The sequence below is a fragment of the Micromonospora sp. WMMA1998 genome, from assembly GCF_027497375.1.
Taxonomy (GTDB): domain Bacteria; phylum Actinomycetota; class Actinomycetes; order Mycobacteriales; family Micromonosporaceae; genus Micromonospora; species Micromonospora sediminicola.
In genome coordinates this window covers 5,973,713-5,997,727 of the sequence record NZ_CP114911.1, presented here as the reverse complement: position 1 = coordinate 5,997,727, position 24,015 = coordinate 5,973,713, and the positions used below count along the sequence as shown (strand labels likewise).

General features: G+C 68.8%; 26 protein-coding genes, 1 tRNA gene and 3 pseudogenes. 17 read left to right on the top strand and 13 right to left on the bottom strand.

Annotated features, from left to right (window positions below; translation table 11 throughout):
- Positions 1-330: 330 nt before the first annotated feature.
- Complete coding sequence (locus tag O7600_RS27930; protein ID WP_281591353.1) at positions 331-486, bottom strand: hypothetical protein; 156 nt, start codon at positions 484-486, stop codon at positions 331-333.
- A gap of 1,787 nt (positions 487-2,273) precedes the next feature.
- On the opposite strand from O7600_RS27930, the gene O7600_RS27925 reads away from it, so the two are divergent.
- The 3 genes and pseudogenes from O7600_RS27925 (at position 2,274) to O7600_RS27915 (ending at position 4,475) form a co-directional block, all read left to right on the top strand.
- Positions 2,274-2,591: a hypothetical protein gene (locus tag O7600_RS27925; RefSeq protein WP_281591352.1), complete on the top strand. Its 318-nt coding sequence runs from the start codon at positions 2,274-2,276 to the stop codon at positions 2,589-2,591.
- A 635-nt stretch (positions 2,592-3,226) separates the two neighbouring features.
- A pseudogene (locus O7600_RS27920) lies at positions 3,227-3,469 on the top strand (tyrosine-type recombinase/integrase); the annotation flags it as partial.
- A gap of 745 nt (positions 3,470-4,214) precedes the next feature.
- Entirely contained in the window at positions 4,215-4,475 is a 261-nt protein-coding gene (locus tag O7600_RS27915; protein ID WP_281591351.1) for a hypothetical protein, read from the top strand.
- Between the two features lie 48 nt (positions 4,476-4,523).
- Here the strand turns inward: O7600_RS27915 and O7600_RS27910 are convergent, their stop codons facing one another.
- Entirely contained in the window at positions 4,524-5,360 is an 837-nt protein-coding gene (locus O7600_RS27910) for a hypothetical protein (protein ID WP_281591350.1), read from the bottom strand.
- A 265-nt stretch (positions 5,361-5,625) separates the two neighbouring features.
- On the opposite strand from O7600_RS27910, the gene O7600_RS27905 reads away from it, so the two are divergent.
- Together O7600_RS27905 and O7600_RS27900 are read left to right on the top strand one after the other, a co-directional pair.
- Positions 5,626-5,919, top strand: a complete 294-nt coding sequence (locus O7600_RS27905) for a transposase (protein ID WP_013289120.1) — start codon at positions 5,626-5,628, stop codon at positions 5,917-5,919.
- A gap of 11 nt (positions 5,920-5,930) precedes the next feature.
- Positions 5,931-6,830 (top strand): IS3 family transposase, encoded by a 900-nt coding sequence (locus tag O7600_RS27900; RefSeq protein WP_281590201.1) that lies wholly within the window; start codon positions 5,931-5,933, stop codon positions 6,828-6,830.
- Positions 6,831-6,833: 3 nt separating this feature from the next.
- On the opposite strand, the gene O7600_RS27895 is transcribed toward O7600_RS27900, so the two are convergent.
- Both O7600_RS27895 and O7600_RS27890 read right to left on the bottom strand, forming a co-directional pair.
- Positions 6,834-7,934 carry an IS30 family transposase gene (locus tag O7600_RS27895; protein WP_281594290.1) on the bottom strand — a complete coding sequence of 367 codons (1,101 nt, stop codon included), beginning with the start codon at positions 7,932-7,934 and terminating at the stop codon, positions 6,834-6,836.
- Positions 7,935-8,241: 307 nt separating this feature from the next.
- Positions 8,242-9,441: a helix-turn-helix domain-containing protein gene (locus O7600_RS27890; RefSeq protein ID WP_281591349.1), complete on the bottom strand. Its 1,200-nt coding sequence runs from the start codon at positions 9,439-9,441 to the stop codon at positions 8,242-8,244.
- Between the two features lie 307 nt (positions 9,442-9,748).
- Between O7600_RS27890 and O7600_RS27885 the strand changes: the two genes are divergently transcribed.
- Together O7600_RS27885 and O7600_RS27880 are read left to right on the top strand one after the other, a co-directional pair.
- A complete protein-coding gene (locus tag O7600_RS27885; protein ID WP_281591348.1) occupies positions 9,749-10,498 on the top strand; it encodes an XRE family transcriptional regulator in 750 nt (249 codons plus the stop codon).
- Positions 10,499-10,697: 199 nt separating this feature from the next.
- A complete protein-coding gene (locus tag O7600_RS27880; RefSeq protein ID WP_281591347.1) occupies positions 10,698-11,120 on the top strand; it encodes a hypothetical protein in 423 nt (140 codons plus the stop codon).
- A 202-nt stretch (positions 11,121-11,322) separates the two neighbouring features.
- Here the strand turns inward: O7600_RS27880 and O7600_RS27875 are convergent, their stop codons facing one another.
- A complete protein-coding gene (locus tag O7600_RS27875; protein ID WP_281591346.1) occupies positions 11,323-12,120 on the bottom strand; it encodes a hypothetical protein in 798 nt (265 codons plus the stop codon).
- A gap of 149 nt (positions 12,121-12,269) precedes the next feature.
- A complete protein-coding gene (locus O7600_RS27870; protein WP_281591345.1) occupies positions 12,270-12,956 on the bottom strand; it encodes a hypothetical protein in 687 nt (228 codons plus the stop codon).
- Between the two features lie 141 nt (positions 12,957-13,097).
- Between O7600_RS27870 and O7600_RS27865 the strand changes: the two genes are divergently transcribed.
- The gene (locus O7600_RS27865) at positions 13,098-13,577 is read left to right on the top strand and encodes a hypothetical protein (protein ID WP_281591344.1); all 480 of its coding nucleotides are present in this window, start codon (positions 13,098-13,100) and stop codon (positions 13,575-13,577) included.
- Positions 13,578-13,726: 149 nt separating this feature from the next.
- Here the strand turns inward: O7600_RS27865 and O7600_RS27860 are convergent, their stop codons facing one another.
- Both O7600_RS27860 and O7600_RS27855 read right to left on the bottom strand, forming a co-directional pair.
- Positions 13,727-14,143: a carboxymuconolactone decarboxylase family protein gene (locus tag O7600_RS27860; protein ID WP_281591343.1), complete on the bottom strand. Its 417-nt coding sequence runs from the start codon at positions 14,141-14,143 to the stop codon at positions 13,727-13,729.
- A 192-nt stretch (positions 14,144-14,335) separates the two neighbouring features.
- A complete protein-coding gene (locus tag O7600_RS27855; RefSeq protein WP_281591342.1) occupies positions 14,336-14,704 on the bottom strand; it encodes a cyclic-phosphate processing receiver domain-containing protein in 369 nt (122 codons plus the stop codon).
- Between the two features lie 566 nt (positions 14,705-15,270).
- Here O7600_RS27855 and O7600_RS27850 point away from each other — a divergent pair.
- The 3 genes and pseudogenes from O7600_RS27850 to O7600_RS27840 form a co-directional block, all read left to right on the top strand.
- The gene (locus tag O7600_RS27850) at positions 15,271-16,827 is read left to right on the top strand and encodes a replication initiator (RefSeq protein WP_281594289.1); all 1,557 of its coding nucleotides are present in this window, start codon (positions 15,271-15,273) and stop codon (positions 16,825-16,827) included.
- Positions 16,824-16,964 (top strand): annotated as a pseudogene (locus O7600_RS27845) (DNA-binding protein); the annotation flags it as partial. The gene O7600_RS27850 and the pseudogene O7600_RS27845, both read left to right, overlap by 4 nt.
- Positions 16,947-17,150: pseudogene (locus O7600_RS27840) on the top strand (site-specific integrase); the annotation flags it as partial. The pseudogenes O7600_RS27845 and O7600_RS27840, both read left to right, overlap by 18 nt.
- A gap of 78 nt (positions 17,151-17,228) precedes the next feature.
- On the opposite strand, the gene O7600_RS27835 reads toward O7600_RS27840, so the two are convergent.
- Positions 17,229-17,300 (bottom strand) — tRNA-Val (locus O7600_RS27835).
- 50 nt (positions 17,301-17,350) lie between these two features.
- Complete coding sequence (locus O7600_RS27830) at positions 17,351-17,881, bottom strand: TIGR02611 family protein (RefSeq protein WP_172967823.1); 531 nt, start codon at positions 17,879-17,881, stop codon at positions 17,351-17,353.
- A 273-nt stretch (positions 17,882-18,154) separates the two neighbouring features.
- Between O7600_RS27830 and O7600_RS27825 the strand changes: the two genes are divergently transcribed.
- On the top strand, positions 18,155-18,586 hold the full coding sequence (locus tag O7600_RS27825) for an SsgA family sporulation/cell division regulator (protein ID WP_053653619.1): 432 nt from the start codon (positions 18,155-18,157) through the stop codon (positions 18,584-18,586).
- Between the two features lie 84 nt (positions 18,587-18,670).
- Here the strand turns inward: O7600_RS27825 and O7600_RS27820 are convergent, their stop codons facing one another.
- Positions 18,671-19,447: a glucose 1-dehydrogenase gene (locus O7600_RS27820; RefSeq protein ID WP_281591340.1), complete on the bottom strand. Its 777-nt coding sequence runs from the start codon at positions 19,445-19,447 to the stop codon at positions 18,671-18,673.
- Between the two features lie 157 nt (positions 19,448-19,604).
- Between O7600_RS27820 and O7600_RS27815 the strand changes: the two genes are divergently transcribed.
- The 4 genes from O7600_RS27815 (at position 19,605) to O7600_RS27800 (ending at position 22,032) form a co-directional block, all read left to right on the top strand.
- Positions 19,605-20,522, top strand: coding sequence for an AraC family transcriptional regulator (locus tag O7600_RS27815; RefSeq protein WP_099161880.1), 918 nt, complete (start codon positions 19,605-19,607; stop codon positions 20,520-20,522).
- Between the two features lie 7 nt (positions 20,523-20,529).
- Positions 20,530-20,985 (top strand): Rrf2 family transcriptional regulator, encoded by a 456-nt coding sequence (locus O7600_RS27810; protein ID WP_098745685.1) that lies wholly within the window; start codon positions 20,530-20,532, stop codon positions 20,983-20,985.
- Positions 20,986-21,219: 234 nt separating this feature from the next.
- A complete protein-coding gene (locus tag O7600_RS27805) occupies positions 21,220-21,393 on the top strand; it encodes a DUF4236 domain-containing protein (RefSeq protein ID WP_064498970.1) in 174 nt (57 codons plus the stop codon).
- A gap of 120 nt (positions 21,394-21,513) precedes the next feature.
- A complete protein-coding gene (locus O7600_RS27800; RefSeq protein WP_281591339.1) occupies positions 21,514-22,032 on the top strand; it encodes a potassium channel family protein in 519 nt (172 codons plus the stop codon).
- Here O7600_RS27800 and O7600_RS27795 read toward each other — a convergent pair.
- Together O7600_RS27795 and O7600_RS27790 are read right to left on the bottom strand one after the other, a co-directional pair.
- A complete protein-coding gene (locus O7600_RS27795) occupies positions 21,998-22,894 on the bottom strand; it encodes a hypothetical protein (protein ID WP_281591338.1) in 897 nt (298 codons plus the stop codon). The two genes, O7600_RS27800 and O7600_RS27795, sit on opposite strands and share 35 nt — an antisense overlap.
- 48 nt (positions 22,895-22,942) lie before the next feature.
- Positions 22,943-23,464 carry a VOC family protein gene (locus O7600_RS27790; RefSeq protein WP_091579101.1) on the bottom strand — a complete coding sequence of 174 codons (522 nt, stop codon included), beginning with the start codon at positions 23,462-23,464 and terminating at the stop codon, positions 22,943-22,945.
- A gap of 50 nt (positions 23,465-23,514) precedes the next feature.
- Here O7600_RS27790 and O7600_RS27785 point away from each other — a divergent pair, with 50 nt between their 5' ends.
- Complete coding sequence (locus O7600_RS27785) at positions 23,515-23,985, top strand: MarR family transcriptional regulator (protein ID WP_281594288.1); 471 nt, start codon at positions 23,515-23,517, stop codon at positions 23,983-23,985.
- Positions 23,986-24,015: the final 30 nt, after the last annotated feature.

Below are 24,015 nucleotides of genomic sequence, written 5' to 3'. Positions count from 1 at the left end.
TCCCAGCCGGCTGCTGTCAGCGCTGCTACTGGCGGTGGGGTCAAATCTATGCGTCGGCAGGCAAGAGCTTCAGCGCCGGGCGCGGTTCCGCCGGGAGCCCTGACCGAGCTGGCTCGGGCCACTCCGGGAGGTCGTTCAGGTCACCACCGAAGGCCGCGTCATGCAGCTCTGGCGGTGCTGGTGTCATGAAGAACTGGGTGGTTGCTTCGTGGCGCTCGGCACGGAGAGCCGAGCCAGGCCGAGGCAGTTGGCGAGGCCTGGCATCGATCATCTCGCCAGATGTCCTGTTGATGACCATGGCGAAGTCGGCGCTCGCAGCGACGATCCTGTCTACCGCGCGGCCTCGCCGTTCTGATCGGCGACAGGGAGAATCTCCCCGACCAGGACCAGCAAGCCACCTACGACCGCGCCAAAGAGAGCCGTCAACGCCTCCATGAACGCGATGATGACCCGCCGGAGCAAAGGGCGAAGGGCCAGCTTGCCCACGCGGCACGTAATACCCGGGCGGACGGTCAGACCTTGAGGCGGAACCTAGACCGGCTCGTCCCTGCTTGGTCGGTGTGCTGCTCACGCTCTTTCCTGGGCTCACGTCATTGATGGCTGGTTGCCGAAGTTTCACACTGTCTTGTGCCCCGTGTGTGCCCCGGCAGACTGCCTGACCTCCAGGCAACAATCACGGCGGGCCCACTTGCGGCTTCCTTGCCTCTGGCTGCCGGGTATGGTCCGGGCTCGTCCGGGCTCGTCCAGTGGTGTCCGACCCGATCGTCACCCAGTTAGTCACCCACGTCCCGCAGCACGGCTTCGGCCTCGCGCAACATGTCCTGTTTTAGTTGGGCACGTTCTAGTTGCGCGCACTCCGTCGCACTGTCCTCCCACGGGGTTGACCTAGCATAGAGACGTTTACTGATGTACGGTGATCTCTAGTTGGCGCGTGCGGCAGCCGCCGATCGACTACCGCCACTATGCCAATAAACGGGGCTCGTCCATTGTACCGATTCCGCGCACAATTTATTGGAAGAGGCGAGAATGACGGCACAGAGATTCGTGTTAGCTTCGGCCTGCGCAGTCGCAACCTTCCTGGCTGCGCCCACTGCCGCCACTGCGGCGGCACCAACGTCGCCAACCGGTCCGGCCGCGTCGAGCGTGGATGCCGGTGGCGAGTTTTCCGTGAACTACACCTTCTGCGCTACGGGCCGGGTCGAGTCCTGGGCGACCAATCTGCCGATCCGGACCGCCCCATCCACGACGGCAGAGCTGATCACAACGGCGCAGCCTGGATACCAATATAACTGCTCTGGGTACGTACTCGCTCAGTCAGTCACCGCCTGCGGCTACAGCGGTGGCTTCTGGGTGAAAATCGCCTTCGCCACCCGAGTCGGTTACACATACGCGCAATGCATGAATGACGTTTAGGCCGCTACTTTCCTATGGCATGCTCGCAACAACGATCTCATTTGATTACTCCCATTGAGGAGTGGAGCGTTCGTCGGCTACAGCTGCGGCTGCGGTTTGCGGTAGTCGGGTCGGATGGAACCTCGTGGCCTGTTCGAGCCACGAGATCCCACGATTGAGGGTCCACCGGAAGTCGGCCGCGCGGTCGGTGGTCCACTGCGCGAATGTCCGCGCGTGGCTTATCAAGCTCTTATAGCTGGCGCGCCTGGTCTACATATCAACGGCTGGGTCGCCATCACTGTCTGCCGTCGACCCGCCCTGTTGGGGAGCGGACCGCCGCCCGGCCCGCCTCGTCAGGACGGCCTTGACGCATGTTCGGACCCTGGCGGGTCGGGCGGTGGTCTGCTCGGCTTGCCCGGGTCGATGGCAGGCGGGATGGCCTACCGCAACCACCCACGGACCGTGACCCGCCGGCGGTGCCCCGGCCATCCTGGAGCCGGAGCGCCCCCGCCGGAGGCGCAGTCACCGCAACCCCGCGACCGCCGCCAGCTCGCCGACGCAGCCGGCGTGCGTTCCCCTACGCCGCGCGGGCTTGTGGCCGCGCGGCCCGGCCGGCTGCCGGCCTCTTACCGGTCAACGGCCTGTCGTGCTGCGGCGGCCCCTTGGGCTTCCCGCTTCCGCGCCAGCCGCCGGGCGTGTTGCGTGGCCGGAGTCGGAGCGCCAGCGGAGCGACGGATGCGCGCCCAGGCGACGGCGCGTGCGGCCCCGTTGCGGGCCGCCTCGATCGATGCAAGAGAAGTTCGTCGATGTAAGGCAAGTTCTCCCACTCGGCCGGCGGGCGGCCGGCGACCGGCCTGTCCTCGCCCTGCAAAGATGACGGCATGGACCGTTTCGAGGGCCGATGCTGGCTGGACTGGTGGGCGAACTCCTCCACCCTGCTCGACAGCGTCGAGGTGGCCATCGTGATTGCCGCCGTCACCGGCGACTGGGAGGCCGACGGTCGCTTGGTCGGCGAGAGCGACGAGGACAGCGAGGCGTTTGCATTCCTGTGCGAACTCGACCCCGTCTTCACGCTGCGATTCGAAGACGAGAGCGCTGTCGCCGTCACCGTGCATCCCACGGATGGGCATCGCCGCTTCAGCCTCACCGAGTACACCGGTCCGCTCCAGCGATCGGTCGTCGACCGCATCGCTCTGTAGGCCACGCCGAACTTCATTGGCTCGAGAGCAGTTTCACGACACGTTGACGTGTCGGGACCCGGTGCTACTCTGACACTTGTCGAGCACGCCAGCGCGGCCTTCCTGCCGGATCGCTGGACTCGACTGCGGAGACGCCGAGCGGCCTTCCTGCCGCTGACGCGGGCCACGTCCCGCCAGCTTCCGATCACACCGGCCGCTACGCCGGTCCCCCGAATCCGCTAAGCGGCCCAGCACGGCCTTCCCTGACGTCCACGATGGCCCGGGTTCGCACCGCTCCACGGCTGGGGACGGCCGACGGCAACCCGCCGGATGCCGGCATTCCAGGCTCCCCACCCGTGCCAGCCCTGAATTACCAAAACCAGGAGCGAAAGGACATGACCCATCGGCGGGAAGTGGCATCACCACGACTCCGCCCTCCGGCGTCAGCCGCCCTCTCGGCGGTGCCAGGAGACACGACGAACACCACCAGCGGACAGGCGTCCACGGCTGGTGGTGCTTCGTCTCCCGTCCCTGCCACCCCCGCAAGAGGAGACAGCCATCTTCACCACCTACCGCCCCGGCCTCGCCGCTGGCCGTGACGCCCAGGTCCTGCACCGCGCCGCTGCGCCCGAGTTCTCCGGCTGGCTGGAGCACACCCGCGCAACTTCCAACGCTCCTGGCAGACGAGGTGCGAGAAGGCAGGCGTCAGACCGATTACCGTCCACGACGCCAGGCGCACCTGCGCCACACTGCTCGCCGACCTCGACGTCCACCCCAGAGTCGCCATGCAGGTGCTGAGGCACGCCCGCTTCTCCGTGACGATGGAGATCTACACCCAGGTATCGACGAAGGCGACCAGAGACGCACTCAAACGCCTCGGCGACTCACTCGCGCAATGAGCGGTCTGCTGTACTTAACTGCTGTACGACAGCAGAAAGGCCACCTCCCAAAGCCGGGAAGTGGCCTTTGACCTGCGTGGGCGATACTGGGATCGAACCAGTGACCTCTTCGGTGTGAAGCAGGACGCCGCACGGTCTTTGACCTACGGAAACGCAAAGCTGCGCGCAGGGAGGGTGCAGTTGGATGCGGGCCAGCTACCGTTCGGGGCGGTTCAGCGCCGTTCAGGACACCCTGTTGCTCCCAACCTGCTCCCCCGATCAGAGGCCCGCGACCTGGTTGATGCCTCCAGGCTGTGCCGGACCGTCCTGCACGTCGTGCGTCAGACTCCGTGGCCGATTGCTCAAGCCGTCCTAGTGACGCCAACGCCCGCTCAGCAACCGTTGGCCCAACTGCTCCCGATCCGCTCCCACGGCCCCGGTTGTCAACTCGACAAGCTCAGACATGCCGAGCCTTCTCAGCGGCAGACGCGTGCACAAGGGCCGGCCTCAACAAAGCGTGGGGACGTCCGCTCCTGAGATGCGCCTTCGGCGCGCGATGCCGGATGATCCCTGCGTGGAGATCATCCATCTGCTCCGGGCGGGAGTGACCAAACCGCACTCAGATTAGGCGGCCAGTGCCACCTGGCTGGCCATGGTGTACGCCAGCACCAGGGCAGTCGGCGGTGTGGTCACCACCTCGGTCGAGGAGCCGAGGACCGGCCGAAACCACTACAGGGTCGGTGTGCGACTTCGTGATGGCAGACCCATGAGCATCCTCTTCAACGCTGCGGCATTCCTGGTCGCTGGAGCCGAACGACAAGATCCCCATATGGTCAACGCGGTGTTCGTTGACGTTCCCGGCGGGGAGATCTACCGCCGCGCAGCGCTGCGGCTCGCCACCACGGCAGAGCTGAATCAGCCGCTTGAAGACCGGCACCTCAGTCTTCTTGCCGAAGAAGAACGCAAGGATATCGCCTACCACCAACCGAGTCGGCTCGGTGACCTGCTCTTCAACTGGTTAGACTGAGTCGCCCCTCCGCGCTGGCCATGCGGCATGTGCGCGCCTCGGGCGGCCCTACGGTGCCTGCTCGACAAACGTGTCGTCGAACGGCAGTTGATCGGCGCCGAGATCGGTTCGGATGCTGCACCGGTACCTAAGCAGGTCGATCCGGTCCGCGTCGTTCAGGTCCCGGTTCGGCTGTCTCGACGGATCGGCGTCGACGTTGTAGTACAGGTGGCCCTCGGCGATGTAGTCGCGACGAAAATCCGTACTCCACTGGGAGTTGTGACCCCAGCCGTGGGATGGATCCACCACTCTGCGGTTGCACCGCCACCAGGCCCAGTACAGCGCCGATCGTGCCGCCACGTCGGCGTCGAGGTGGTGAGCGCCGGCCCGGACCGCCACGCCAGCTCGGGCCACCAGCATGCTGCCGACGATCGCGCCCGGCCAGAATTCGCCGATGACGCTTGGCGGCTCGTCGGCGTCGTCGCTGACCTGCACCGAGACGATCTCGTGGAAGAACGGGTGGAATGACGACTCGGCCAGCGGTGCCGCCCTGATCGCCGCGCGAAACGTCGACCATGCCGACGTTCCCGGAATGGTGCCCCGCCACCACGGCTTGCCGCTGGTCCAGTCCAGCAACTGCGGATCGGAGTTGCCCGGTTGAAAGGCCGACAGCAGCACATCGACGATGCGACTGAACGCGTACAGCCCTTCCAGGGCCGTGTAGTGGTTGCCCTCGCGCGGAACACTCACCCGACGGCTGTCTGGACGGCCCAGCTCGTGCAACTCGGCTACGAGGTGAGGACGCCTATCTAGCCAAGGCTGCAACACCTCGCCACCCCAACCCGCAGCCGGACCATCCCGCAGCTCGACGAACAAGTCTTGGAACTCCCACAACGTCGACGGCACGCCGCGCACGGTAAGCCACCCGCACCGCGGCGACAACCGACTTCTGACAGGACGTGGCCGGCATCGCAAGGCCGGTGCGCGGGCGGATTCGAGTAGTCGTCGCAACGGTGACGGTCATTAGCATGCCAGAGCGGTGTGGAAGACCTCGGCCGGAGTGCGCCAGCCGAGGATCTTGCGGGGCCGGTTGTTGAGACGTCGCTTGAAGTGACCCCCTGAGACCGGACACCTCCTGACTTGGCATCCTGCCGAGGAGGAGGAAACCGCTGTGGCTCGACAGAGCAAGTACCCCGAGGAGTTCCGCCGCCAGGCCGCGGCGTTGGTGCTCGACTCCGGTCGCACGATCCGTGACGTGGGTCGGGAGTTGGGCGTCAACCACGAGACGTTGCGCAACTGGGTCGACCGGATGCGGCAGGAACGTGACGGCGGCCGGCCCAGCGACTTGGCCGCGGATGAGCGGGCTGAGCTGGTGCGGTTGCGGCGTCAGGTCGCGCAGCTGGAGCTGGAGAAGGAGATCCTGAAAAAAGCCGCCGTCTTCTTCGCACGCGAGACGGAGCGGTGAACCGTGCCGACGTGTACCGGTTCATCGACGCGGAGAAGACCTCCTACCCGGTCCGTCTGCTCTGCCGGCTGCTCGGCGTCGGTCACAGCGCCTTCTACCAGTGGCTCCGAGCCGGCCGGCACCATGCCGCCGACCGGCATCGCCAGGACCAGCATCGGGTCGAGGTGACCCGGCAGGCGTGGTCGGAGCATCGAGGCGTCTACGGCGCCCGCCGGCTCACCGCCGAGCTCCATGACCGCGGCCACCGGTGGAACCGCAAAGCGGTAGCGAGACTCATGCGCCTGGCCGGCATTGAGGGCGCCCACCGCCGGCGACGCGGCAAGCCCCGCCGCAAGGCCGCAGCCACCGCGACCGCGCCGGACCTGGTCCAGCGCCAGTTCACGGCGACCGCCCCGAACAGGTTGTGGGTCGCGGACATCTCCTACCTGCGCACCTGGGAAGGCTTCCTCTACCTCGCCGTCGTGGTCGACACCTACTCCCGCCGCGTCGTCGGGTGGGCGATGGCCGACCACCTGCGCACCGAACTGATCCTCGACGCGGTCGGCATGGCCATCCAGCACCGCCGACCCGCCCGCGACCAGCTCATCCACCACTCGGATCGCGGAAGCCAGTACACCTCGTTCGAGTTCGGCCGCACCCTACGCTCCTGCGGCGTCCTGGCCTCCATGGGCTCGGTCGCCGACTGCTACGACAACGCCATGGCCGAGACGTTCTTCGCCACCCTTAAAACCGAACTGGTCTACACCCGCGCCTGGCCCAGCCGTCACGAGTTGGAGATGGAGGTCTTCTCCTACATCGAAGGCTTCTACAACCCTCGCCGCCGACACAGCCGTCTAGGTAACGTCAGCCCCGACACCTACGAGAAGATCCACCAAGAGCCCCTGACAGACATCGAGGTGTCCGGCCGATAGGGGTCACTTCAGCTCGACAGCACGGAGATCGGCTGCGCTGTGCTGGGACAGGTCGGTGCGTTTTGGGAAGTACTGGCGCAGCAAGCCGTTGGTGTTTTCGTTCGTGCCGCGCTGCCAGGGCCGGCCGGGATGGGCGAAGAACACTCCGTCGCGAAGCAGTGGAGCGATCTGCTGGTGGTAGGCCATCTCCGCGCCTTGGTCCCAGGTGAGGGTGAGGCGGACGGGCTCCGGTAGTTCTGCCAGCATCGTGAGCAGCGCATCGCGAACGGCCTCTGCGGTGCGGTCGACGGGCAGGTGCACCAGTCGCAGGTAGCGGCTGGTGCGATCGACAAGGGTGGCGATCGCCGACTGGTTCTGCCGGCCGACGATCAGGTCGCCCTCCCAGTCACCGACACGAGTGCGACCCAGAGCGGCTGCCGGTCGATGCTCGATCAGCAGCCCGGGAGCGACGAACCGACAACGGCGCTGGTCTGGGCGGCGGCGCCGCTTCCTCAGCGGTCGGCCGGTGCGCAGCCGGCGGGTGAGTTGGCGGCTGAGTCCGCTCTTGCCGCCGCGGTAGAGCGCTTGGTAGATCGTCTCGTGACAGACGTGCCACGACCGCTGGTCGGGATAGGTCTGGCGAAGCCACGCGGAGATCTGCTGCGGGCTCCAATCCTCTTCGAGTTTGGCCTGGACAACGGCCCGCAGGTCGGCGTCGGCGAGCAGTCGCCCGCCCCGCGGACGGCGGGCCCGCTGCCGGGCCCGCGCGTGGGCCAGGTCGCCGTCATATACGCCGCGGTCGTGCGGACGCACGTTGCGGCGCAGCTCTCGGCTCACCGTCGACGGTGAGCGGCCCAACTGCTCTGCGATCGCCCGGATCGTCCAGCCCTGCCGTCGCAGGGTGGCGATCCGCTGCCGCTCCAACAGCGACAGGTACCGGCCCGACCGGACATCGTCCGCCAGCCAGGCTGGCGGCACCCCGCCATTCTCGGCACGCCACCGGTAGCCCGTCTTGCGGCCGATCCCCACGAGGCGGCACGCCTCGAACGTCCCTACTCCGGACTGCAGCAGCCGCCAGTACTCCGTCTCCAACTCGAGCCTGCGCTTGCGCCCTCGTCGTCCCATCAACACGCCTCACATGATCAGGTGTGTTGCGACAAGTACTGGAACCCGCCCGGAACCACGGGGTCAGTTTTCAGGCGGAGCCGACACATGGCCGTCTTAACCGGCGTCAGCGGCCTTCCCGACGACAGCCGGCACCGGCCAGGCGGGTAGTAGCGAAGGCTGACCTCTTCGATGTGAAATCTCGGCGAGCAGGTTGGATCGGGCTCGATGCGAGTTCAAACGGCCTGCTGAGGCGCTTTTCGGCCTGGTTCGGCTGGCACGGTTGCTGTACTTCACTGCTGTACTTCTCATCCGCGTGTAGCGCTGCTCAGCCGACCCCGAGCGTGGCGGCGAGCTTCGCGATCGTGGTCGGGGCGCGCGGGTCGCGGACAACCTCGGCAATGATTTCCCGGGCGACAGGACGGTGCGTGATCTCGGCTGGCGCGGTGCGCTCGGCCTCGGTCAGCATGCGAGCCGCGTTGCCCACGTCCCCGGCATGCAGGTGGGCGCGAGCGACGTCGAGCAGGTGCGCGGCGCGGTGCTCGGCGGGCAGCCAGCGCCAGCCGGAGCGCGTGGTGGCCTTCTCGTGACAGGCAATCGCCTCGTCGGTGTCACCGTTCTCCACGGCCACGGCGGCGCGAGCCACGTCGACGGCGGTCGGCCCGAAAGCGGTGCGGTGATGATCGCACCCGTCGCCGACCTGCTCCGCCATGCCGGCGGCCTCGTCGAGCAGGTCGCCGGCGGCGGATTCGTTGCCGTCCTGCGCCGCCGCCAGGCTGGCTTGAATGAGCAGGGTCCCGCACAGGGACAACTCCGCCGATGCGCCGTCGTCGATCACCGGCGGAGCGATCCGGTACGCGGCACTGAGCATCACCGACCTCGCCTCCCGAGCCCGCCCGAGCGCGCGCAACACCTGACCGAGTTGCACGGCTGCGCCGGCCACCAACTCCCGATCACCGGTGGCGGCAAGCATCGCCCGATCCACGGCCAGCCACGCCAGCTCAGCGTCACCGAGCTTGACCAGCAGCGCAGCGGTGACCCGATACGCCTCCACCAACGATGCCCGGCCCGATTCCGGGGCCTCGGCGTGGGTGCGCTGCGCGTTGACAAGCAAGGTGGGCGCCCGGTCGATCACCTGCGAGTACCGGGCGTACTGAAACGTCGTCCACGCGTACCCCACATCCCGCAGCATCCGATCCACCGGCACCACCGGACCGCCCACTGGCTTGCCCAACGGGACCTCGTAGCGGGACAACGCCGCCCTGATCCGCTCGACGCCGTCGCCGCTACCCGTCGCCTGGGCCGGGGCGGCGTCCTGGCCGACAAGCGCGGCGGTGTCGATGCGGAGCACCCGGGCGATCTCCTGGAGAGTGGAAAGCTTGTCCAGCGACCGGACGCCGCGCTCGACCTTGTCGACCCAGCTCTTCGACTTGCCAAGCCGGTCGGCGAACACCTGCTGCGACAACTTCCGCCGACCCCGCCAGTACGCCACCCGCCGCCCGACCGGCAACAGCTCAACGCTGCCCACGACGCCACCGCCGATCCGGTACGGCTCGCGTGGTCTCCGCCACTGGAGTTCGGTCCGCCTCCGCCTCGGCTAGAAGCCGCCGCTTCGCCGCCTCGCGCTCGGCCGCCTGGATCTGCTCGCCCCGGCTTACCGCCGACTCATCGCCCTTACGCGGCATCCCCACACCTCCGCCAGTAGAAGCGGCGGCACGTCGACCGTCGCGAATCCACAGTGACGTCGAGATGTCATCTACTGCGACGGCACAACTGCCGACAATCAGGCCACTTGGCCGGCGACATTAGGGCGACACAGCGCTATGGTGGCAGTCATGGCCGCCCCCAACACCGCCCTGCGGGCCGTCCGCACCGGAATGCGCATGAGCCAGGACGACTTCGCTCGCGCTCTCCAGGCCGCCGGCCACCGCGTCGGCGAACCCAACGACGCCAACAAGAGACTCGTCCAGCGATGGGAGTCCGGAGCAATCGCCGCACCCCGCCCCGTCTACGCCCGCGCCCTGGAGGTCGTCACCGGGCTACCCATCTCACTGCTCGGCTTCGACGCGGTGCCCGGCGGGCATGTCGCCGACGACGAACACGGGGGCCATGACCTGACCTCTCCCGTTTCCAGCCTGGCCACACCGACACCGACGTCCAGGCCCACCACGACCCACCAGTCCTACGAAGGCGTGTGGCTCAGCCGCTACCAGTACTACTCCAGCGGGCGGGGAGACTCCTTCGCCGGACAACACTTCGTGGTGCTGCTTCAGCATGGCGATCGGCTCACCGCGCGCAGCCTTCCTGGCTCTGCGTCATCGTCTCTCTCGCTGGACCTGACCGTGGACGGTGCCGTCGTCACCGGCACCTGGGTGGAGCAGACCGACCCCACCGGCTACTACCGGGGCGCCCGATACCACGGGGCAATCCAGCTCATCGCCGAGCCGACCGGCCGGCGGATGGCCGGAAAGTGGATCGGCTTCGGCAAGGACATGGACGTAAACACCGGCCCGTGGGAACTCGTCTTCCGCGACGCCTCGACGTCAAAGGCAACGCTTGATCGCTACAACACGTCGGCGACGTAGGTCGCTGCTGGTCCGGGAGCCCTTGACCCCTCGCTTGTGAGTTCTGGGCGCATCGTCCGGGCTGGTCCGCATGTGTCTGTGACCTCGGGCAGAGGTCTGCCGCTGTCCGACTGAGCCCCTTTACGTCCGGCCCGGTTGCTGTCGCCGTTGCTGTCGAGCGCAACAAGGCATCCGCTGTTGCGGCCGGTAGCCTCCGAGCGTGCGATACCTCAGCCGGTCCTTCCTCCTTGGCACCCTTCAGCGCAGGAAGGAGGTCGAGCAGTTTCTCGGACCCGCCACGCTGAAGGGCATCGAAGGCATCCGCTGGGTCTCGATCTGGCCGTGGCAAGGCGGCTACAACCTGTCAGTCCATGACGTGCAGGACCTGGACGACGAAGACTCCCGGGACCTGTCGGTGTTCCCGCCGCTTGACCCAGAAGGCGAAGACGACCCCGGACCTGGCCGCGTCATCGGGCACGTGCAGGACCCGGCCGAAGCGCTGGAACTGGCAGAGCGCACGACCGGGGCATCGCCGCACCGTTGGGTCAACCACGGGGTTGCCGGAGAGGACTATGCGGACTTCGTCCGAGCCAGGAAACCTGACTCAGACCTTGAAGCGGAACTTAGACCGGCTCACTCGTGACCTGCGGCGGCCTGGTCAGCACGCTGGTCGCGCGCTGGCTCGGCTTGCCGTAGCTGCTGGCTGCTTGCCGACGTTTGACGGTGTCTCGTGCCCCCAGCGTCCCCCAAACTGGCCTGCCAGAGCCCGCCGCCCCCGGCGTTAACACACACGGTTGAGGAAGGGTATTGCGCCTGCTGGTACAGCTCATCTCCTAGCAGGACGATCACCAGGCGACATCCTGGCGACGCGCTCGATCGTTCCGCGCATGTTCCGGATCTTGTCGGCTGCGCTGAAAGTCAACTACCTCTCCGACGAGTTCGTACGCCGAGATACGCAGTCTTTCGACTTTCTTGGCAAGTAGACGGCGCGGTGGCTGGAACATCTGCCACAGAGGGAGCCGGAAGGCTGCGACCGGTCCGTGGATACCCCGACGGTCGCCGAGGTCGTGGAAATACCCCGTCCAGAGGTCTCGCTCGCCGTTAGTACCGCGAGATCTTGACGTCAGTTGGATGTGCCCTTGGTATTGAGAGGGTAGCGGTTCACGTGTCACACCTTGCGCAATCATCGTAAAGATCAATGAAAGCCGTCGGTTACCCGTCCAAACGGTCTCACTGTGCCATTCCCCCCGAAACACCAGCTTTGATCCATCTACGTAGTAAGCCAGAGCCTCGTTGATCTTGATTTCATCGGGCGTGTGATGGATGCGAAACCAACCCGTGACAGGAAGATCTCCTTGATCGGTGCGAGCAAGGAGGAAGTAGAGCCAGAGGCCCCGGCGACACTCGGACCTCGGCGAGAAGGGCCATACCAGGCGGTGGAACAAGAAGATCGATAGCCAAGTCAACGCCACCACGGCAATTGGCACGCTCAAACCCAGCAGCATCTTCCGGCCCACTGAATCAGGCGCGAGCCCGAGGTAGTCAGCCGCGTTGCCGACGTACGCGTTGAAGTCGATGTTGAAGCCGACCACAACAGCCAGCGTGGCAAACATCAACTCAACCGGCCGCCTGTTTCCTCTCATACCGTCAATGTAAAGTCGCTAATCCACGTTCGGCGATGCATGACCTTGAACTCGTGCGTCCGGGCATGGGCAAACGCCCGATCCGCCCCCGTGGCGCGCCGGACCCCATGCCGGTCAGGGTGTCCAACCTGCCGGCCGTGGGGGCAAATCTATGCGTCGGCAGGCAAGAGCTTCAGCGCCGGGCGCGGTTCCGCCGAGAGCCCTGATCGAGCTGGCTCGGGCCACTCCGGGAGGTCGTTCAGGTCACCACCGAAGGCCAACACCGTCTGGGCAGATAGATCGCAGGCGGCTTGGATGAAACCTTCTGCGCCCATGAGCCGCATCGAATGGCCCCCGTTCGCCAGCGTCCACAGTGCGCCCGAAGCGTTCGACGCCGCCCGCGGATCCTGACCGTGGCTGAGCAGGTCGCGGAGTTTCTTCATATCCGCCAGGTAAGCACCGAGGGACTGCTTGCCGGCGAACACGGCCCACCTGGATCGATTGCCAGCTCCGGTTCCCTGGACCCGCGTCCGCACACCCCAGTCGTTCGTGAAGAGCTTGACGCCATATAGTTCGCCAGCTTGGTGAAGCTTGTCCGGATTCAGCGGCAGTGCGCGCGGACTCGTGGGATCGCGGAGGACGTCGTTGAAGAACGCTTCGACGGCCGCATAGGACATGGTGAAGATCGCCCAGCGGAGCGCATACTGCTTGGTGGAACGCCCCAGCCGGCGACCGTCGCGGCCGCTCAGCTCATCGATGTCGCGGTGCAGTGTGACGAGCAGCGTCGGGTTCGTCAGTCCCGCAGCAAGCGACTCCGCGGCTTCGATCACGAGGGAAAGGCGCGCATGAGCAGGCACGCCTTAACACTATCGACGACGCCGGCACCCAGCCGGAAGCGCAGTCTCACGGTGATGAGGAACTGTTGTCGATCCTGCCTCCACAGCCTCAAGAACGATGAGGGTGATCTTGACTGCCGTGCCTCCAGCAGCGGCGTGGTCATGGTCGCCTGGCAGAAGATCGCCCTCGGGCGCGTCCACGCCGGCAAGACCGTCACCATCACCGTCTCGGACACCGAGCTGGCGATCGAGTGCGACGACGGCATACGCACCGTCCGCCGCATTAACCAGCGCCCCGTCACCCGCATCAATGCCCCCCCCGAACGGCCGCATCCCATGTCTAGATCAACAGCGATGCAACACGCACCCCGCGCGCAGCTGGGCTGCCTCAGCACGGGCAGCTTCCGCCTCCGCGCGAGCATCACCGCGATCCCCCTCGAACAGCAGCACCCGGGACAGACCGTCCAACGCCTCAGCCATGGCTTCCCGCCACTCGGCCAGGTCACAGGGATCCGCAGGATCAGCAGGGCGCATCGAGCGCACCCGGCGAAGTTCCCGCGTGGCGGCCTTCAGGGGGTCAGAAACCATCAAAGGTCTTCTCTCACCGCAAAGCGACCCCGCAAGGTCGTGTCAACAACCTAGACCCAAGGTCAAACATGTCCTGGGACGGATTCGTTGTCCGGTCTCGGGACCTGCGTGACACATCGGTATCAGGACCTGCGTGACACTCCGCCGAGCGTTGGTGGAGTTGTCCGTGACTGCCGGATCGTGCGAGCATGAAAACCCGTACCTTAGCGTTCCGGGTCCTCTGCGAAGACCTGGGCCGCGACCTGGTAGCCGTCGAACGCGCGTGCTACGCCGGCGTAGACCGCGACCTGAAGGAAGACTTCGGCGATCTCTTCCTTGGTGGCGCCGGCATTGAGCGCGATGCGGAGCTGACCGCGTAGCGGCTCCAGGACGCCGAGTGTTGCCGCGATGGTTACAGATACCAGTGCCCGCGTCTGCGTATCTAGGTGCTCGGTGCGCGGCCAAACGTCGCCGAAGGCGTGCATCGTCGCGATCCGCTTGAAGTCTGCGCCGTTAGCTGGCTCACCAGGGGTAGCGCCAAGAAAGCGCTCCAAGCGGAAGCCCAGCAGGCGCTCAGCCGTGTCCAGCGCGGCGGCGTATCCCGGGTCTGTCGCCGCCGTTGCCTCATGGTCCGTCGCCATGATGCTTACTCTTCCATCTATCAGGGCAAAGAAGGCGAGAACGGGCACTTCGACCGCAGCTGAAGGCCACCCAGACATAGCCAGGTGCAAGTGAGATCATCTAGCCGGATGTGTAACGGATCAAGTGACAGCAATCCGTAACGCATCAAGTGGAGCCCGACAGGCCGGCAGCCGGCTGGCTTCCCCAGGCCGCTACTCGGCCTCGGCCAGGTAGCCGACGAACGGTGAGCCAGCCGCAGAGCGCACGTTGTAGCCCCAGCGACGCAACGCCTGCATGATCTTTCCAGCACCGGCGGGGTTCGCTGAGTGGACGTACACGACGCCGATATCGAATGGACCCTCCTCAAACGCGGCCCGCTCCAACACCTCGACGACCGGCCAGATCGTGTCGTCCTCGCCGAGGTCGTGATCCAGCCAAAGCTCGTCCAATCGCTGTCCGCGGTGTCGCTCCAGTGCCTCGATGCCCTCCCTGCTGGTGCGCGCAACGTGTGCCACCCGACCATCAAGAAACGAGCGCAGGTCATCAACCAGCACGACGCTCGGCATCTTCTCGGCAACCACGGCACCATCCTTGAGCCAGCACGCCGCCATCGCCACCGCTATAAGGCCTGCGCTTGGCACGAGACTACGACGGGTTGACGTGTCGGTACGCGGTGCTACTCTGGCGCTCGTCGAGCACGCCAGCGCGGCCTTCCTGTCGGATCGCTGGACTCGATTCCGGAGATGCCGGACGGCCTTCCTGCCGCTGATGCGGGCCACGCCCCGCCGGCTCTCGATCCCACCGGCCGATATGCCGGTTCCCCGAATCCGCTGAATGGCTCAGCACGGTCTTCCGTGCCGTCGACGATGGCCCGGATTCGCTTGCCCCACGGGTGGGGGCAGCCTGCGGCAGCCCGCCGGATGCCGATATCCCAGGTTCCCACCCGTGCCGGCCCACTCATCAGGTCAACGAGCGTGAAAGGACATGACCGATCGGCGGGAAGTGGCACCACCACCATTCCGCCCTCCGGCGTCAGCCGCCCTCTCGGCGGTGCCAGGAGACACGACGAACACCACCAGCGGACCCACGTCCACGGCTGGTGGTGCTTCGTCACCCGTCCCTGCCACCCCCGCAAGAGGAGACAGCCATCTTCACCACCTACCGCCCCGGCCTTGCCGCCGGTCGTGACGTCCAGGTCCTGCACCGCGCCGCCTCACCGGAGTTCTCCGGCTGGCTGGAGCACACCCGCCCCGCCGGCGGCTGCTCCCGTCCGGTCCGCCTCACCGGCACCATCGCCGCCGTCGACCGGAACACCGGCCGTGTCACCGGCCGGCTGCACACCGACGAGCTGCCCGACCGGACGCTGTCCAAGGCGTGCGGCAACCGACGCGAATCGGCGTGCCCGGACTGCGCCTGGGTCTACCGGGGCGACGCCTACCAAGTCGTCTGTCGCGGCCTGACCGGAGGCAAGGGCGTCCCCGCATCGCTCAGCCTGCACCCGGTCGTCTTCGCCACCTTCACCGCGCCATCCTTCGGCCCGGTCCACCATCGTCACGTCCGACGCCACACCTACCGCCACCGGCAGCGCTGCGACTGCCGACCCGCCCCCTGCCGCGCCCGCAGCAACGCCGGAACCTGCCCGCACGGAGAGCCCACGTCGTGCTTCGCCCGCCACGACGCCGACGATCCGCGGCTGGGCCAGCCGTTGTGCCTGGACTGCTACGACCACGCCCACCAGGTCGTCTGGAACTACTTCTCCGGCGAGCTGTGGCGGCGCACCAAGCAGGCCATCGAACGCCACCTCGCCACGCTCTGCCGTCGACGCGGTATCCCGAAGGTCGGCATCGTCACCGCCTCCGGCAAGGTTCGCTGGATGCCGCCCGTGCGGGTGTCCCACGGCAAGGTCGCCGAGATGCAGCGCCGCGCCGCCGTGCACTTCCACGCCCTGCTACGCCTCGACGGCGTCGACCCCGACGACCCGGAGGCCCTCGTACCGCCACCGGACGGCATCACCGTCGACGACCTGGAGGCCGCTGTCCACGCCGCCGCCCGGCAGATCACCGTCACCACACCACCGCGCCCCGACCGGGCCGAAGGCTGGCTGGTCGCCTGGGGCGAGCAGGTCGACGTCCGACACATCAACGGCACGACCGGTGAGCTGACCGACGGCAAGGTCGCCGCGTGCCTCGCCAAGTACGCCACCAAGGCCACCGAAGCCACCGGCCACTCCTCCACCCGACTCATGCCGGCCACGATCGACGACTACGCCGACCCCGGAGGCGACCACGTCGCCCGCCTCATCGACGCCTGCTGGCACCTCGGGAGGCCCACCCACACCGACACGACCGGCGGCGCCGCAACCACCGACCACCGTCAAGACAGCCTTGACGCCAAAGCGAACGCTTATGCCGGACTACGCCGCTGGGCACACATGCTCGGTTACGGCGGCCACTTCCTCACCAAAGCCCGCCGCTACTCCGTCACCTTCGGCCAGCTCCACGACACCCGCATCACCTACCGCCGGGAAGAAGACGACGAATCGGCCGACACGATCACCGTCGGCACCCTCGCCTACATCGGCTCCGGCTGGCTCACCGAAGGCGACGCCCTGCTCGCCAACACCGCCGCGAGGCAGCGCCGCGAGAGCAGACGCATCGGCCGGAAAGAACTCGCCCACGAGACGTGGCTGGGGGTGACCGCATGAGCCGAGACCTCACCCCGCGCTGGTACTCCCCGGCCGAGGTCGCCGTCCTGCTCGGCTTCGGCGTCTCCAAGGTCAAGATGAAGATCGCCACTGGCGAACTGCGCTCCATTAAGGACGGCAAAGCACGCGTCACGCCGATCACCGTGCACGACGCCAGGCGAACCTGCGCCACCCTCCTGGCCGACCTCGACGTCCACCCCAGAGTCGCCATGCAGGTGCTCAGGCACGCCCGCTTCGCGGTAACTGTGGAGATCTACACGCAGGTCACATCGACAAAGACGAGAGAAGCACTCAAGCGCCTCGGCGACTCCCTGCGCCGCTGACGAGAACTGCTGTACAAAGCTGCTGTACGGCAGCACAAAGGCCACCTCCCGAAGCCGGGAAGTGGCCTTTGACCTGCGTGGGCGATACTGGGATCGAACCAGTGACCTCTTCGGTGTGAACGAAGCGCTCTCCCGCTGAGCTAATCGCCCTCAGCGCGCATGACTCTACCCGATCGAGGGCCCGGACCAAAAACCGGGTCTCAGTGCGTCGCGAGGTAGTGCATCGCCCGCGCCACCACGTCGATGCCGAGGCTGTACTTGAGCGACAGCCACACCACCACCGACACGAAGACCAGGCCGACGGCGCCGAGCACGAAGCGGACGCCGAGCGACCTGCTGGTCACCCAACGCGTCCAGGAGTTGACGTGTCGGCGGGTGAACGCGAGCAGCCGGCGGGCCCAGTGGAACTCGACGGCCCAGACGCCGAGGCCGGCGATGACCAGCAGCCAGCCGGGGCCGGGCAGCGGGATGAGGGCGATGCCGACGGTGACCACGAGGGCGCCGAGGATGCCGATGAAGACCTTGAGGGCGACGCGGCCGGTGGGGTTGGCGCGGATCAGCTCCAGGGTGGTGTGCAGGCGGCCTCGCCAGCCCCGCCTGCGCTCCGCCAGAGCGCCCTGCGAACGCCCGTCGACCGACACCTCGTACCCCCGCCTTTTGGCTGCTCGGGCCGCACCTTTCGGCGATTCGGCCCTGGTCCGCGCCGTCACCGAGGAACCCCTCGTGACCATTTCCACCCCCAGTGTCGCCCGGGACCGTCACCCCTGCTGACGACTGGACGTTACCGGAGTAAGTCGACGACTGAACCACCCGTTGCCGGGCGGGACGACGGAGTGGGCGGAACCGGAAATCCTACAAGGGTTCTCACGTTCCCGAAGGCTTTCCGACCCCCTTCCCACCACTGGGTGAAGTCAGCGTATGGCGGAGCGTAGCCAGGAGCAGCACCTGAGTATGGGAAAAGCGGGACACGCGCGTTCCGCAGCGGTGCCGGGGGGAGAACGTCCATGAGTGTCATCCGACCGACGACCGTAGAGGTCGAGACGTCGCTAAGGCTCGTCGCGCCTGACGCCACCGCCTTGCCGGTGCGTGCCAGCCTGCGTTACGACCCTGCTGACCCGTATGCGGTCCATGTCCTGTTCCATGCCGAGTCCGCCGGCGGCGAGGCGGTGAGCTGGTCGTTCGCCCGCGAACTGCTGGTCACCGGGCTCGACGAGCCGGCCGGCATCGGCGACGTCCGGGTCTGGCCGTGGGCCACCCCGCGCGGCGACTTCGTCGCGCTCGCGCTGTCGTCCCCGGACGGCAACGCCCTGTTCGAGGTCCCGCGCAGCGTGCTGGTGCGCTTCCTGCGGCGGACCTACGTCGTCGTCCCGCGCGGCCGTGAGGCCGAGCACCTGGACGTCGACACCGCGGTGACCCGGCTGCTCGCCGGGCGCTGACACGGCAACCACCCGGGGCCGCGCGGATCTGCCGAGTCCGCGCGGCCCCGGGCCGTCTCACCCCCGGGGTACGCCGCCGCGCGCTCAGCCGTGCGTGGTGATCCCGCCGTCGACCGGGATGACCGCGCCGGTCAGGTAGGCGCCGGCGCGCGACGCGAGGTAGATCGCGGTGCCGGCCATGTCCTCGGGGCGCCCGATCCGGCCCAGCGGCACCTGCTGCTCGATGGCCGCGCGCGACTGCGGGTCGTCCAGCGCGAACGCCATCATCTTGCTCTCGAACGGGCCGGGCGCGATCGCGTTGACGGTGATCCGCCCGCCGGCGAGCTGGTGGGCCAGGCTGCGGGTGAGCATGTGCACGGCCGCCTTGGTGGCCGAGTAGGCGTACACCTCCATGAACGGCACCCGGATGCCGTCGATGGACCCGATGTTGATCACGCGGGCCGGGTCGTCGTCGGCGGCGGCGGCGCGCAGTTCGGGCAGCAGCGCGGTGGTGAGCCGGAAGACGGCCTTGACGTTGACCGCCCAGAGCTTGTCGAACGCGCCTTCCGGGTATTCCTCCAGCGGCGCGCCCCAGGTGGCGCCGGCGTTGTTGACCAGCACGTGCACCCGGTCGTGGCGCTGCCGCACTGCCTCGGCGAGGGCGAGCGCGCCCTCGTCGCTGCCCAGGTCCGCCGGGATGGCCTCGCAGTGGCCCTCGGCGGAGAGTTCCTTGGCCACCGACTCGCACACGTCGGCCTTGCGCGAGGAGATGACGACCCGGGCGCCGGCCCGGACGAAACCGCGGGCGATCATCAGCCCGATCCCCCGCGAGCCGCCGGTGACCACCACCGTCTTGCCGTCGACCGAGAACAGATCCGTCATGCCCATCCCATCGCCGTCGCCCGGGCCGCGGACCGGTCCCCCGGCCCGGGCCTTACCGATCGGTAACCTAACCGCCGGGCGTACGCGCCGACAAGAGCGGCCCGAGCGGGGCGAAAGCGTCGAGATGCAACGTGCCGCCGGGCCGGTTACCGTCGGGATGATGGTCACTACCGGTCAGCCCTCCCCGGCCACCCGCACCGGCCTGTCGGAGCCCCGCCTCGGCACCGACGAGATCGTCACCGGCGCGCTCGACGACCTCACGGCCGACCGCGGCTGGCCCCGGCCCGTCCTGCTCGACCGGGACGTGTTGATCCTGGTCACCCACGGACACGGCACCGCCGAGCTGGACTTCCGGGCCGTGCCCTGCCGGCCGGGCACGCTGCTGCGCGCCCACCCCGGCCAGGCGCTGCGCTGCGTCGGCACGCAGCTGGACGCGACGGTGGTGAGCTGGGGGCCGGACGCGCTGCGCGGCCTCGACGTCGACCCGGACGCGGTGCCGACGCACCGGCAGCTCGCCGGCGAGGACGAGGACGCGGTGATCGGCGAGGTGAGCCAGCTGGCCGTGGACGCCGACCGGCACGCGCTGGTGCCCGCCGCCGCGGCGCTGCTGCGCCACCAGCTCGCCGTGCTGCTGCTGCGGCTGAGCCTGCTGCCGCACCCCGACCGGTCGCCCGCGCCACGGGCCGAGGCGGAGACGTTCCGGCGGTTGTGCCGAGAGGTGGAACGCGGTTACCGGGACACCCGCCGGGTCGAGGACTACGCCGCCCGGATCGGCTGCTCGGTGCGTACCCTGACCCGGGCCTGCCTGGCGGTGACCGGCCGCAGCGCCAAGCAGGTGGTGGACGAGCGGGTCGCGTTGCAGGCCTGCCGGCTGCTCGCCGCCACCGACGAGCCGATCGCCCGGATCGGCCGGCGGCTCGGTTTTCCCGAGCCGACCAACTTCGGGCGCTTCTTCACCCGCGAGGTCGGGGTGAGCCCGGGCGCGTTCCGGGCCGGCCGGGAACGGCCGCTGCCCGTCCGTCTGGTGCGTCCCCGCCCGCCCGCCGACTCCCCCGCGCCGGCCGGCCGGGCATGATGGCACTGTGCAGATCTCCGCGCGCGGTGACTACGCGGTCCGGGCAGCCCTGAGCCTGGCCACCGCATACCCCACCCTGCTGTCCACCCAGGCCATCGCGGCGGAGCAGGACATGCCGCGCAAGTTCCTCGAAGCGGTCCTGGCCGACCTGCGCCGGGCCGGCATCGTCCGGGCCCAGCGTGGCGCCGAGGGCGGCTACACCCTCGCCCGCCCGCCGCGCGAGACCACCATCGGGCAGGTGTTGCGCGCCGTCGACGGCCCGCTCGCCGGGGTTCGCGGGCTGCGCCCGGAGGAGACGCGGTACGAGGGAGCGGCGGAGAACCTGCCCCGGCTCTGGGTGGCGGTGCGCGCCTCGGTGCGCCGGGTGGTCGACGAGGTGAGCCTGGACGAGCTGGTCAGCGGCCGGCTGCCGGCGCACGTGCGCAAGCTGACCGCCCAGCCGGACGCGTGGGAGCCCCGCTGACGCGCCCAACTGCTGTCGATCGGTGCCGAGCGCGAGCGGTTCGGCCAGCAGGACGATGTCGTCGCCGGCGTCGATCCGCCGCGCCACCCGGCACAGGAGCAGAGCTGACGCGTCGCCGATGAGCGGCACCCCGAAGGGCCCGTCCGTCCAGTGCGGATCCGACCGGGTTTCGCGAAACGTCGATCCGGGCATGTTCGATGCCGCAGAGGCAGGGAGACGAAGGAGGCACCCCCGATGGGCGTCCAGTTCCGCAAGCGCAAGAAGTACGGACCGCTGATCCTCCACTTCACCCAGAACGGGTTCTCCTCGTGGAGCATCAAGATCGGTCGTTGGTCCTGGAACTCGAACACCCGCGCCCACCGCGTGGACCTTCCGGGGCCGCTCTCCTGGAAGCAGGACAAGGCCTGACGGTTCGCGGACCGTTACGACGAAGGGGACGCCGGCGGTTCGCCGGTCGTCCCCTTCGTCGTCCGGGCCGGGTTCGCCGTTCGGCCGCCGACGGTGACCCCGCGACGGAACAATCGCGGCATGGTGGACCTGACCCCGCGGCGGATGCGGCGGCGGGCCGTGGCGGCCTGCGCGCTGATGCTGGTCGGCTACTTCCTGGTGCCGGTCGAGCCGGACCCGAACGGGCTGCGGCTGGCCCTGCGCTCCGCCGGCACGCTGCTGCTGGTCGCCGTGGTCGCGTTCCTGGTCACCGGCCAGGTCCGCCGCCAGCTCACCCGCGACCAGCCGACCGGCCGGGAGGAGGACCGGGCGCTCACCCGGCTCGCCGTCGCGCTGATCGCCGGGCTGCTGGTCTTCGCGTTGGCCGACTACGTGGTGGCGGACACCCGGCCCGGTGAGTTCGTCGGGTTGCGCACCCGGATCGACGCGCTCTACTTCGCGCTGGCCACGCTCACCACGATCGGCTACGGCGACGTGCACGCCCAGGGGCAGATCGCCCGGGTGGCCGTCTGCGCCCAGATGGTGTTCAGCATCGGGGTGGTCGCCACCGGCGCGTCCGTGGTGGTCAAACAGATGACCCAGCGGTCGGGGCGACGCTGATCCGCACGTCGCCGCCGAGCCGGCCGTGCTCCGGGTCGCGGGTCACCGCGCCGGCGGCGAGCATCGAGGCCAGCGCCCGGTTGGCGTCGGCGGGCCGGTAGACGGTGTCCGTCGCGGCGAAGCGGCGCAGCTCGCTGACCGTCAGCGGGCCGGAGCGCTCCAGCTCGGCCAGCAACTCGCGCCGCAGCGGGCCGGGCTCGGGCTCCAGCGAGATGTCGAGCAGCCGGCCCTGCGGATCGGCCGGGTCGCGGTAGCGCACTCCGGCGTACTCGTCGACCGCCCAGAGCGCCTCCTTGACCGCCTCCAGGCCCCGGTCGGAGCCGGTGGCGTAGCCGAGCAGCCGGGCCGGCCCGTCCCCCACCAGCTCGACCTCGGTGACCAGCGGGAAGCCGGCCGCGGCCAGCGCCGGGCGCAGCGACCGGCCGGGCGCGGTGACCAGCAGCAGCTCGGCCGGGCGGCCGGACGCGGCGGCGGCCAGCAGCGCCGGGTCCGGCTCGGCGCCGTCGACGAGGGTGAACAGCGGCGCGCCCGCCGCCCCGGCCGCCTTGAGCGCCACCGGCAGCCGGTCCGGCGAGCCGGGCACCACGTGCACGGCGACGTCGCTCGGCAGGTCGGCCTCGGCGGCGCCGAGGCGCGCCGGCAGGTCCGGGTCGGCGTCGGCCAGCACCAGCACGGTCAGCCGCCGCCCGCGCAGCCGGTCGGCGAACTCGGCCACCACCCGCAGCGCCGCCTCCGCGCCGACGGCGGAACCCCCGGCGTACGCGAGCGCGAGCGTGGCCCGTCGGGCCCGGTGCAGCGCCGCGGGGAGCCAGTGGTCGAGCTGGCGGACGAGCAGCTCGCGCAGGACGGCGTCGGTCGACATGGTGCCGTTTCTACCGCACCCGGGCGGCGTCGTGGCCGCGTACCCCGGTCAGGCCGGGACGGAGATGCCCACGCCGCCGCGGGTCTGGCCGCCGTAGCGCTGCCGCTCGCGGTCCAGGTCGAGCCGGCCGATCCGCTTGCGGGCGGCGAGCGCGGCGTCGTCCAGCAGGGCGGCGGGGACGATCCAGACGATCTCGAACTCCAGCCCGTCCGGGTCGCGGCCGTAGAGGCTCTTGGTGGTGCCGTGGTCCGACGTGCCGACCAGCGCGCCGGCGGCGGCCAGCCGCTCGGCGGTGGCGCCCAGCTCGTCGAGCGTGTCCAGCTCCCAGGCCAGGTGGTAGAGGCCGACGGTGGCCCGGCCGGCCTGCGACGCCCCGGCCGCCGCGCCGATCTCGAACAGCCCGAGGTCGTGGTCGTTGGTGGAGTCGGGCGCCTGGAGGAAGGCGGCGCCGCGGAAGCCGTCCGGCGTCATCGGGACCCGGCGGAAGCCCAGCACGTCGCGGTAGAAGGCGACGCTGCGCTCCAGGTCACTGACGTAGAGGACGGCGTGGTTGAGCCGGTGGATTCCCATGGCTCCGACGGTACCCCAGTTTGGTTGAGCGTTCAACAACCGGCGTTATGATGGTCGTCATGACCCGGTGGCTGGAACCCGACGAGCAGCGGACCTGGCGCGCCTTCCTCGCCGCCTCCCGGGCGCTGATGGAGACGCTCGACCGCGAGCTGCAACGCGACGCCGGCATGCCGCACGCCTACTACGAGATCCTGGTCCGGCTCTCCGAGACCCCCGGCCGGCGGCTGCGGATGAGCGACCTGGCCGACGCCACCGGCTCCTCGCGCAGCCGGCTCTCGCACGCCGCCGCCCGCCTGGAGGCCGCCGGCTGGATCCGCCGGGAGGACTGCCCCACCGACCGGCGCGGCCAGCTCGCCGTGCTCACCGACGACGGCTTCGCCACCCTGGCCGCCGCCGCCCCCGGCCACGTCGAAGGGGTACGCCGGCACCTGTTCGACGCGCTCAGCCCGGCCCAGGTCGACCAGCTGCGCCGGATCAGCGAGACGCTCGCCGCCCACCTGACCGGATCGGGACCAAACTGATCCACTCCGGGGGTTGTACTTACCGTCGCC